This window comes from Chryseobacterium sp. MYb328 (genome assembly GCF_037572595.1).
Lineage (GTDB): Bacteria > Bacteroidota > Bacteroidia > Flavobacteriales > Weeksellaceae > Chryseobacterium > Chryseobacterium pennae.
The window spans coordinates 139,660-151,472 of sequence record NZ_JBBGZQ010000001.1; the positions used below are offsets into that span (position 1 = coordinate 139,660).

Below are 11,813 nucleotides of genomic sequence, written 5' to 3' on the forward strand. Positions count from 1 at the left end.
TTAGTTTTTATAGTTGTATTTCATTTCCCTCAGGATCTTTCCGTTAGCATCAACTACTTTTTCAAGTCTATTGGCCGAATCATAAAGGTAACTTTCTCTTATTCCGGATGGCGGGGTAATGCTTCTTACTCCAATTAATGGATCATAACTGTAAGTCGTCACCTGATGCCCGGACAAATTGGCTCTGAAAGTTTGAAAGGCATTAAGTAGGTTATTCTCATTATTTGCTCCGGCTGCAGCATCCAGATCAGAAGCATTCACGATACTGTCTATAAAAGATTGCTGGATATCAGTTAATCGTATATTTTCAATCTTGGCAATAGGTTTAGTCTGGTTGTAGCCCCAAATAATAACCGTTACAGCACCGTCTTTGGTGGTATACTGTAAAAGATTTCCTTTAGAATCATACTTATCATAAGTAACATCAGTCGATGTAACATTTTGCAAATCAGTTGAAAGTACAGCATATGGCAATACTAAGCCTGATGTTTTGATATCCGCTTCCGATTGGTTAGATGGATATAATGTTTCTGTTTTGGTCAGCATTTTACTGTTAACTCCCATAGTCTTACTTGTTTTGACTTCTAAAGGAACTCTAATCATATTCTTTGAGATCATCAATTGATTCCCTTTTTCATGGGCATATTGATATTTGGATTGAATAACGCTACCATCAGGATCTGTGGTGGTACTTGAGAGAAGCAGATGTGGGAATTCTTTAGAATTTTGGAACTCTTTATTTTCTTTTGTAAGGACTGGTTTTCCGTTCAAAATTTTATAATTCCGGGATTCTGCAAGAAACTTTAGCCCTGAATCTAGACCATAGAAACTAAGGCTTTCAAGAAGAGCTTGATATCCTCTTATTGTTATAAAACCATTTCCAATCATTTCACTGGAATTAACGGAGGGAAAAACTCCTTTACTCATTGCATATCCTATATATTTTCCATATGCATCGGCAGACAATTCGTTTTTTGCTCTGTAAATTTTGTAAAAATATTCATTGTATTCTAAGAGTTGATTTTTCGAATCATATACTTGTGTCTTATAGGTGTGATTCTTCCAATCATCTACCAATCTATAAGAAAATGAATTTTTTAATGAACTAAAATTGAATTTACTATCAATATAATTAAAGGATTTAATTTTCCCGTTATTTTTATTTCCATCAGACAGAAACTCGTCTACCTGAGTATATGATACGGATGAATTAGAATTTAAAGAATGGTTGAAATCCGCATCTGAAGAGATCAGATATTGTAGTTTATATTCATATTCCGTCCCTACTTTCTGTTGTATCACCCGTTCGTTAATAAAATTGGGAAGTCCCATCATGATACTTGACGTATACCCAAGAGTATCTGATACATATCGATACTGTTTTTGTTTTGCCAATTTTGAATCATGATCAAAATAATTTAAGGTTTTCAATCTTAATCCTCCTGCGGGAAATACTCCCATTTCAGTCTTTTTCTGTAGATATTCTGCATTTATAAAACATTTTTTGTCTCCAAAATTGTTTAAAGTAAACCTATATTCACCATCTAAAGATAAAATTTTAGGAAAAGATCCGTTATCTGAAAAATTCCCTATCAATTTATAATTTCCTTGGTTCTCTTTCATCCAGACTTTTCCTATACAAATTCCATTTTCAAATCCACCAGGAGAATTATCATAATCTGTTGTAAAATAAACAACCCTTTTAATATCCTGCGGCCCTAATGTAAAAACAACTGATGGATTATCAGAATCTATTCCTATACTTTGATTTAAAAAAGTGTTTTTCTCTCCATAATAATCATTATTCTCATAAATAATTTCGAGTGTCCCTTTTGTTGGGTATTTGATCTTTTTAAGACTCATTATCCTTGTAAAAAATCCTGTTGGATCGGGCTCTCTATTGACTCCATCTGTATTTACCGATCCTTTAAAGTATATTATAGGAATTCTTGTTGCTCCTGCTGTTCCTCTGTGATATCCCCAATAATCCACTGAATTGACATTAATGGCTGGGATTGAAGAATCTTCATAATATTCAAATTCATGGATTTCATTATCCATCTTTAATGAAGTTAACTTTAATCGTTTGTTTAAATATGTATTACTATTACTTAAAAAAGATGAGCTTGTAAAATAATTATAAGAAAAGAGAACTCTCTTGATTATCCGGTTATTTTTATCATAAATGGTAATTTCATCAAGACTTTTAGAAGGAGTGTTAATCGGCTCCATATCGCTTCGAATAGTTTTGTATTGGAATTGTATTCTTCCCTGGTCAAATAAAATTTCAGTGATTAATTTATGATGCTCCTCTCTGATTGGTTGGCAAGAAATTGAAAACGGTTGAGAGCTAAACTCTAACGAGGGGCCTTCTATTTTAAAATTTTTCATTTCATATAAACCCCGAATTACATAGTTCTCACTTTGATCATATTTAAAGAAAATATTGGTTTTATTCTTAGTGGTGATATTGGAAATCTTATAATTATTATATCCACTGAAATCCCCACCAGCATTAAAATTTGAGCAACGGTCTTTAGTCAGAAAATTAAGTGTTGAATTAAATTCGTATAGATTTCCTTCAAAATCATTAATTTTCATAGGAGAAACTGAACTTATCTGAATAGGCTGATAAGGAATAAGTTGAGGTTTTCTTTGGGTGTCTAGAAAAAACTTTCCGGAGTACGCCCCCAATTTATAATGATACATATCCGGTTGAATATCATAAATACTGTTTTCATCAAATATATCGATGAGCATAGCATTTGGAATTTCAATAGCAGCATAATTAAACGAAGGAAGCATCTCAGGATAGCTTGAGGGATGATAATATTTTTTATCGGGTAGTTTGAGTCTTCTATTGTCATCATCAAACCCATGAATTTGCTTAGTTATATCATATGGAATATTCAATGCCCAGCCTAAGCCAACAGAACCCGATCTTTCGTCTACTTTTATTCCCCCGGTATTGTAAGATAAACTAATAGGAATTGTTACTCCATCCTGAACAATTTCAAAAATGGGAATTGAAAAGTTGGCAGTTCCACTCATCTTATCAAGTTCCAAATCTCTGACTTTATACAAGCTGTAAGCATTGGGGGATGGAGGTAAAATATTGGATATATTTTGAGCTTCGATGATACTGCACAAAAATAATAAGGCTACTGAAAATATATTTTTTCTTTTCATTTTTTCTCGTGTTTATTTCTTAATTAGCTTTGCATTCGCTGTTTTATTAGTATCCGTTTTTATCGTCACCAAATACGCTCCCTGCACCAAAGCTTGGGTATTCATCTTAGTCACTCTGTTCTTTGTTTTAAAGTTCTGAAGCTGTCTTCCGCTCATATCATAGAGCATAATATCAGCCTCTTTAAAATCAAAACCGATTTCTATGTAAGCATAATCAGATACAGGATTGGGATAGATCTTGATATCATATTTTTCAATCAGATCATTTACCTGTTTATCGCCAAGTTTTACAATCTTCCAGTTTTCTTTCCCTAATTCTTTGGCACTGGTTCCTGCTAAAATAATAGAACCGTCTCTGTTGAGTTTCAAATCTGAAAGTCTTTCTTCTTTCTGTCTGGATTCTCCGCTTACATGCTTTCGCCACTGTTCGTTTCCATTACCATCCAGGTAGATCATCCAGAACGTCTCATCATTTTTTTCTATTCTTCCTTCTGCCTGGGTGTAACCACCTAACAGAATTCCTTTCGAGGATTTGTCGTCTCCTGAATGGATTACGCTTGCTCCCATCAGAATATCACGGTTTTTGAAATTATAGGATTTCTGCCACTGTTCATCACCTTTTCCATTTAAAGAAATCAGCCACAGATCGGTTCCTTCTTCAATCCCTACCGTTTTGTTTCCTGATCTTTCGGATCTGGATTCACCACCGATGATATAGCCATTTGAGGTCAAAGACAGGGTTCTGATATGGTCATCTCCTTTACCACCATAGTTCTTTTCCCATTCTACTTTTCCGTTTTTATCCAGCTTGATAATCCAGTAGTCGCCTTCACCGAAGTTGCTGCTGGCTTTTGGCGTCTGGCTAATGGCTGTTGAACTGACAGACCTTTCATCTGAAGATTTACTTTCAGGATTTCTTAATCCTGAACCTCGAACTTCGGAGCTTCTTGAATAAATTCCTAATAAGGCTCCACCATCTTTTGTGGGAATCATTTTCTCTACTTCATCCAAACCTTTTCCGCCTACTATCAATTGGGAAACTTCTTTTCCGTCTTTGTCGAGTCTGGTGATCCAGACATCTTTGGAGCCATACCCTTGGGAAGAGTTTTGTACATTCCCGGCTACAAAAAAGCCTAAATCTGTACTTTGAATGACTGCTTTAGCTTCTTCATCGGAAGAGGTTCCTAATGTTTTCTGCCATAATTCATCTCCGGATTCACTGATCCGGATCAGCCAGATATCTGAACCTCCTTTGGAATCTTCTTTCTTATCCAGTCCTTTTCCAGAGTATGAGGTTCCTGCTAAAAGAAATCCTCCCTCCTGAGTGCTGACTGTTGCAGTTAAATAATCGTGATTGTTTCCCGAGAAATACTTTTCCCAGGCTTCTTCTCCCTGTTGATTGAGTTTAACCAGATGGAAATCGTAGCCATTGTTCTGTTTACTTCCTGAAGTTTGCTGTTTGTCGCTTTGTATAGAGCTTCCTGTGATAAGATACTGCTGATCGATAGTGGTAGTGACCTGGCTAAGGAAATCCTGAGTAGAGGACTTGACATCTTTTTGCCAGAGAATATTCTGGGCAGATACGCCAAGAATCGTGCATACAGTACATGCACTGAGATAAATCTTTTTCATTAACATTTGTTTTGCTAAATATAATAATTAATAATACACTTAAACGCGATATAATATCTTTTACTGTTACAACTTAATCTGTAACATTTGTACACATTAATTCTTTATTTATAGAGAAAGATTATTGATTATTAAAATAATGATGTAATCCTGAAATACAGGTACTGAGGTTATGAAAGTATAAAATCCCCCTAAAAGTGCTTTTCATTCCCTATTTTTGAATTTTATGGTCAGTTTTATTAAAGTAGTGCAAGTATTTCCGATCCAAAAGAGAGTTGACCTCACTTTTTATTTTCCATATCATTCTTATGCAAAGCTACTCTGCTAAAACGACAGAACTTGACGCATTAGAAATAAAAAAGGGCCAGCTCCGAAGAGCCAACCCTCAAAACATTAACTGTTTATTGATTGAATTATGATGTTTCTTTATTTCCAGCCTCCACCCAGACTTTTATAGATATCTACTACTGTGCTCAGCTGTTTTTCTTTTGCTTCTATAAGCTCCATTTTGGCATCAAGAGCATCTCTTTGGTTCAAAAGAACTTCAAGATAATCTGCTCTGGAATTTCTGAATAACTGGTTCGCAATATCAATCGATTGATCCAGGGCTTTTGTTTCCTGAGATTTCAACTGATAATACTGGTCTATATTTTTAACTTTCGACATCAGATTAGCCACATCCAGATAAGCATTCAAAATAGTTTTATCATATTCATATAATGCCTGTACCTGTCTAGCATCTGCGGTCTGAAAGTTCGCTTTGATTGCACTTTTATTAATGAGTGGCCCGGCCAGCTCGCCTACAAGATTATAAGCAATAGACTCTGGCATTTTTACCAGATAAGATGGCTTAAATGCTTCCAATCCTAAGGTTGCAGAAATCTCCAGTGATGGGTAGAATTCTTTTCTCGCTGCTTCTACATCCAGTTTGGAAGACCTTAATTCTAATTCAGCCCGCTTGATATCAGGACGATTGGCCAGCAATTGTGACGGGATTCCCGTATAAACCGTTGGTGGAATTGTTGACATAAAGTTTTCCTTTGTTCTGACAATCGGCTGCGGATATCTTCCCAACAAAGCATTGATCTCATTCTCTTTCTCAGTAATTTGTTGACGAATGGTATATTCTGAAGCTTTCGATTTTGCCAATTCTGCTTCAAATTTCTTCACCGCCAATTCTGTTGCAGCAGCAGCTTCTTTCTGAATCTTGGAAATTTCCAATGCTCTTTGCTGAAGCTTGATATACTGTTGAATAATATCCAATTGATTATCCAGAGCCAGCAACTCATAATAATTATCAGCAACTTCCTCTATAAGGCTAGACAGAACAAAGTTTTTCCCTTCCACTGTAGAAAGATAATGGGCCACTGCGGATTCCTTTTCTGTTCTCAGTTTCTTCCAGATATCAATTTCCCAATTGGCCATTAAACCCCCTTCAAAATTTCCAAGAGGATCCGGCATTTCTCTACCCGGTTCTATTTCTGTAGTGGCATCTCCGGCTCCTTCACTCGTATATCGGCCCGCTTTTTTCAATCCGGCTCCTATTCCTGCAGAAACAGTAGGACTTAGTTTCCCTTTTTTAGCTAAAACTCCACTCTTGGCAATTTCAATTTCCTGAAGGGTAATCATCAGCTCCTGATTGTTCTTTAAAGCAGTTTCAATAAGGCTTACCAGGTTTGGATCAGTAAAAAACTGTCTCCACGGAGTCATCCCACTGTTATTATTCCCATCTTCCTGCTCTTCCTGATTGAAGTTTTGAGGAATATTTGTTTTTACCTCGTCTTTTATGACCGTCGCCATTGGCGCCTTACAACTTGCTAACACAAGAGATAAGGCAATGGCTGTTATAATATTTTTAGTCTTCGAATTTTCCATCGTGTTCATAAGGTTCTGTTTGTTCTGTTAAAGGATTCTCTTCCTCATATCTTGCCAGTCTTGATTTTTCAGCAATAGTTCCGAAAATGTAATACAACCCCGGAATAATCATTAATCCGAAAACAGTTCCTATCAACATTCCTCCTGCTGCTGCCGTTCCAATTGTACGGTTACCAATAGCTCCCGGACCTGTTGCAATCACCAATGGAATTAACCCTGCAATAAAGGCAAATGAGGTCATTAGAATTGGACGGAAACGAATGGCAGCACCTTCAATAGCAGCTTTTGCCACCGAAATGCCTTCTTCAGCTTTCTTCTGTACTGCAAATTCCACAATCAAAACGGCATTCTTACCTAAAAGCCCGATAAGCATTACCATAGCTACCTGAGCATAGATATTGTTCTCCAATCCTAATAATTTTAAACATAAAAATGCTCCAAAAATACCTGTAGGAAGGGATAAAATCACCGGTAACGGAAGAATAAAACTTTCATATTGTGCAGCAAGGATCAGGTATACAAATCCTAAACACACAAGAAATATAAATATCGCTTCATTCCCACGGCTTACTTCATCTTTCGAAATCCCCGCCCAGTCGATACCAAAACCTCTGGGAAGTGTCTTATCCGCAACTTCCTGAATCGCTTTAATGGCCTGCCCGCTACTGTATCCAGGTGCCGGAGTTCCGCTCACCTCTGCGGAATTGTACATATTATGTCTTGTAATCTCAGATAGTCCATATACTTTTTCAAGGTGCATAAAGTCTGAATAAGGTACCATCTGATCCTTATCATTCTTCACATACAGTTTTAAAAGATCCGTTGGAAGGGCACGATATTGAGGTCCTGCCTGAACAATAACTTTGTATGGCCTGTCAAAACGGATAAAGCTGGTCTCATAGTTTGAACCGATAAGCGTCGACAGGTTATCCATCGCTTTTGCAATGGTGACTCCTTTCTGTTCAGCAAGGTCATTATCCACGCGAAGCATATACTGAGGAAAACTCGCAGAATAGAATGTAAATGCAGATCCCAGTTCCGGGCGTTTCTTCAGTTCCTTAACAAAATCATTGCTCACCTGCTCCATTTTATGATAATCACCACTTCCCGCCTTATCCAGCAAACGAAGTTCAAAACCTCCTGCGGCTCCATAACCTGGAATAGAAGGTGGCTGGAAGAATTCAATATTGGCTCCCGGAATATTTTTAGCTTTTTCTTCAAGCTTTTCGATGATTTCTGCAGCAGATTCTTTACGTTCTTCCCAACTTTTAAGATTGATAAGACAGGTTCCCGAGTTGGATCCTGTACCTTCCGTTAAAATCTCGTACCCTGCCAGTGAAGAAACAGATTTTACTCCGTCCACATCTTCAGATTCTTTCAGCAGCTCTCTGGCAATCTGATTGGTTCTTTCCAGGGTAGATCCCGGAGGTGTCTGGATAATCGCATAAATCATTCCCTGATCTTCAGCCGGAATAAATCCGGAAGGAAGAGAATTACTCAGGAAGAATGTACAGGCACAAAACGCCAATAGCAATGGCAATGTGATTCCTTTTTTGGTAACAGTCTTCTTAAGCATTCCTTCATATTTCCCAGCCCCTTTTGTAAACAGGTTATTGAATTTATCAAGGAAAACAGTAATCGGGGTCTTCTTTTTAGCTTTCCCGTGGTTATTTTTCAGAATTAAAGCACATAATGCCGGCGTCAAAGTCAAAGCCACGACTCCCGATAGAATAATGGACGATGCCATGGTAATTGAGAACTGACGGTAAAATACCCCAACCGGTCCGGACATAAATGCAATCGGAATAAATACAGACGCCATTACCAGAGTAATTGCGATAATTGCTCCGCTGATCTCATGCATGGCTTCTTCCGTAGCTTTTAAAGGGGAAAGGTTTTTCTCCTCCATCTTGGCATGCACTGCTTCAATTACAACAATAGCATCATCAACTACAACCCCGATTGCCATTACAAGGGCAAAGAGTGAGATCATATTCAGTGTGATACCAAATGCGGACATCACGGCAAAGGTTCCTACCAATGAAACCGGAACCGCCAATGCCGGAATTAAGGTTGAACGCCAGTCTCCAAGGAAAAGAAATACCACAATGGCAACCAGTATAAAAGCTTCAAATAAAGTATGGATTACTTTTTCCATGGAAGCATCCAGGAATCTTGAAACGTCATAGCTGATATCATAATGCATTCCCTTAGGAAAAGTATTTTTTTCCAGGTCTGCCATTAAAGTTTTTACATTTTTAATAACATCACTGGCATTGGATCCATAAGACTGCTTTACCGTAATGGCTGCAGAAGGTTTTCCATTCAAAGTGGAATAAATATCATACATCGAGCTTCCGAATTCAATATCGGCAACATCTTTTAGCCTGATGGATTCACCATCCGGTTTTGCTCTTAAGATGATATTTCCATAATCTTTTTCATTATTAAAACGACCAGGATATTTTAGTACATATTCAAATGACTGTGAACGTTTTCCTGAACTTTCTCCTGTTTTTCCCGGAGAGGCTTCCAGACTCTGTTCGTTCAGTGATTCCATCACTTCATCTGCTGAAATGTTATAGGCCGTTAACCTATCCGGCTTAAGCCAAATACGCATTGCATATTCACGGGTACCCAAAATGTCGGCAAAACCTACACCGCTTACCCTTCTCAATTCAGACATTACATTAATATCTGCATAGTTGAACAGGAATTTCTGATCGGCTTTAGGATCGTCACTGTACAGGTTAATATACATCAACATGTTCGGTTCTTCACGGGTAATTTTCACCCCTTCACGAACGACCAGAGGAGGTAATTTATTCACTACAGAAGATACACGGTTTTGAACATTTACTGCTGCAACGTTGGGATCTGTTCCCAGATCAAATACGATCTGAATGGAAGCTTCCCCATCATTTCCGGCATCTGAGGTCATATATTTCATACCCGGTACCCCATTCAATCCTCTTTCTAATGGGATAACAACAGATTTAATCAATAATTCGTTGTTGGCTCCGGGATATTCTGCGGTAATATTTACTTTAGGGGGAGAAATGGAGGGAAACTGCGTCACCGGAAGCTTTACCAATGACAGTATTCCCATAAACACAATAATCAATGAGATTACGATAGACAGAACGGGTCTGCGGATGAATTTCTTAAACATACTACTTCACTTTAGAGACCACTACTCTGCTTTTAATTTCAATGACTGAAGAACCTTTTTAGGGTCCTGGAATTTTGTTTTTACTTTCTGATCATCCTTCACTTTCTGAACACCTTCCAAAAGAATCTGATCTCCTTTTGAAATTCCTGAACTTACTACATATAGATCCGGAAGTTCATAGGCAACTTTAATATTTCTGGATTTTGCTGTCCCGTTTTTATCAACAACAAATACATATTTCTGATCCTGGATTTCATAAGTAGCTTTCTGAGGAATAATAAGTGCATTGTGAACCGGCATGGTCATCTGTACTTTTCCGGTTTCTCCGTTTCTCAGAAGTTTATCAGGGTTAGGAAACTTGGCCCGGAACGCAATATTTCCGGTTTCATTGTCAAATTCTCCTTCAATAGTCTGGATTTCTCCTTTTTGCGAATACGTTTCTCCATTTGCTGTAATGAGGGATACCTGGTTACTTCCTCTGTCTGCAGCGTGAGTCTGATAGCTCAGATATTCCGGCTCAGAAACATTGAAATAAGTATAGATACTTGTATTATCTGATAATGAAGTCAACAAATCACCTTCATCCACCAGACTTCCCAGCTTTAAAGGAATTCTGTTGATGATCCCTGAGAACGGAGCTTTAATATCAGTAAAAGATAAATGAATCTGTGCCAGTTTCATTTCTGCATTGGCTGCATCCAGCTTTGCTTTAGCCATTGCTTTCTCGTTTTTAGAAACGATATTGTTTCCCGCTAATGTACTGGCGTTTTTCAGTTCAATAGAGGCCTGTTCTACTTCCGCCTTTGCTTTTAATAATTCTGCCTGATAAAGCTTAGGCATAATACGGAACAGGGTTTGCCCTGCCTGTACATACTGCCCTTCATCGACAAAAATCTTTTCAAGGAACCCTTTTTCCTGAGCCCGAACTTCAATATTCTTTACAGACTGGATCTGAGCTACATATTCCTTATTAATTACAGTGTCCATCACTACCGGAGATGTTACCGGGTAAGTGGTTACTTCTTCTTTCTCCTCTTTTTTCTTATTGCAGCTTACAGCCAGTAAAAGGACACTAAGTGCAATACCTGAGGCAACTCTTTTTATCATAATTCTAGAGTTTTATAAATCGTTAATGTTTTGAATAGAAATAAAATGGTAATAGAGGATGGTACGATGTGATGATTACCAGCATACACAACGCAAAGTATTCCCACCTGAAAAACAGACAGAAATTCATTGGAAAAAAATGAAATTTTAAATTCTAATGGAACGGATCAGAATAAACTTTTTGGTGGTAAGACCCCAAATGAAACCGTGAATATCCGGTTTAAACTGTTTATTGTTCTTTAATCCAAAAATATAGATTAAACTGAAAACTCCGGCGAAAATAACAATGGCCTGAAATACATCAGACAGCTGAAAATCATTTTCGGCAAGTTCTAAAGTTGAATTATCCACAGTATCGGCCATCTGTTGCACTGACAGCTTTTCATACGTCTGATTCAGTCGGTTGGCTCTTTTAGGTAAATGATGAGAAACATGACCGGAATAGTCATTTCTGAGCGTTTTAACATTCAATCTGCTTTCTACTACAAAGAGCAGAAAAAGACCGGTTAAAAAATATACTATAAAATTTCTCATTTTGAAGTGGCAAATGTACATTTAGATTATCATATCTTCATACAGATTAACAAAATTTAACGCTCCTTTAAATAACCTGAATTTGAAATCCCATCGAATATTAAACACTGTGAAATACAGACTTTTATAAATTATTAAAATCCCTTATCAATAGGATAATATCTCGAGGTTCTTTTTTTTTCAATGGGCTTGTATCCTGATTTTCGATATTTTATTCTGAACAATGTTACTATCCGGAAAAAATATTCATCTGAAAAACTAAACTTTATCATGATTTCAAATTATTAACATAAGCGTATTGTTA

The 11,813-nt window shown here is 37.2% G+C and carries 6 protein-coding genes; all 6 read right to left on the reverse strand.

Annotation, left to right across the window (positions count from 1 at the left end):
- The 6 genes from WH267_RS00705 to WH267_RS00730 all read right to left on the reverse strand — a co-directional run bounded on the left by WH267_RS00705 (window position 1) and on the right by WH267_RS00730 (window position 11,509).
- Window positions 1–3,189 (reverse strand): RHS repeat domain-containing protein, encoded by a 3,189-nt coding sequence (locus WH267_RS00705; protein ID WP_340004782.1) that lies wholly within the window; start codon window positions 3,187–3,189, stop codon window positions 1–3.
- Window positions 3,190–3,201: 12 nt separating this feature from the next.
- Complete coding sequence (locus WH267_RS00710) at window positions 3,202–4,821, reverse strand: T9SS type A sorting domain-containing protein (RefSeq protein ID WP_340004784.1); 1,620 nt, start codon at window positions 4,819–4,821, stop codon at window positions 3,202–3,204.
- Window positions 4,822–5,247: 426 nt separating this feature from the next.
- Entirely contained in the window at window positions 5,248–6,705 is a 1,458-nt protein-coding gene (locus tag WH267_RS00715; protein WP_340004785.1) for a TolC family protein, read from the reverse strand.
- Window positions 6,677–9,868 (reverse strand): efflux RND transporter permease subunit, encoded by a 3,192-nt coding sequence (locus WH267_RS00720; RefSeq protein ID WP_340004786.1) that lies wholly within the window; start codon window positions 9,866–9,868, stop codon window positions 6,677–6,679. The genes WH267_RS00715 and WH267_RS00720 overlap by 29 nt, the downstream gene beginning before the upstream one ends.
- 21 nt (window positions 9,869–9,889) lie before the next feature.
- A complete protein-coding gene (locus WH267_RS00725; protein ID WP_115973911.1) occupies window positions 9,890–10,972 on the reverse strand; it encodes an efflux RND transporter periplasmic adaptor subunit in 1,083 nt (360 codons plus the stop codon).
- Between the two features lie 150 nt (window positions 10,973–11,122).
- Window positions 11,123–11,509 carry a hypothetical protein gene (locus WH267_RS00730; protein ID WP_115973898.1) on the reverse strand — a complete coding sequence of 129 codons (387 nt, stop codon included), beginning with the start codon at window positions 11,507–11,509 and terminating at the stop codon, window positions 11,123–11,125.
- Between the last annotated feature and the right edge of the window lie 304 nt (window positions 11,510–11,813).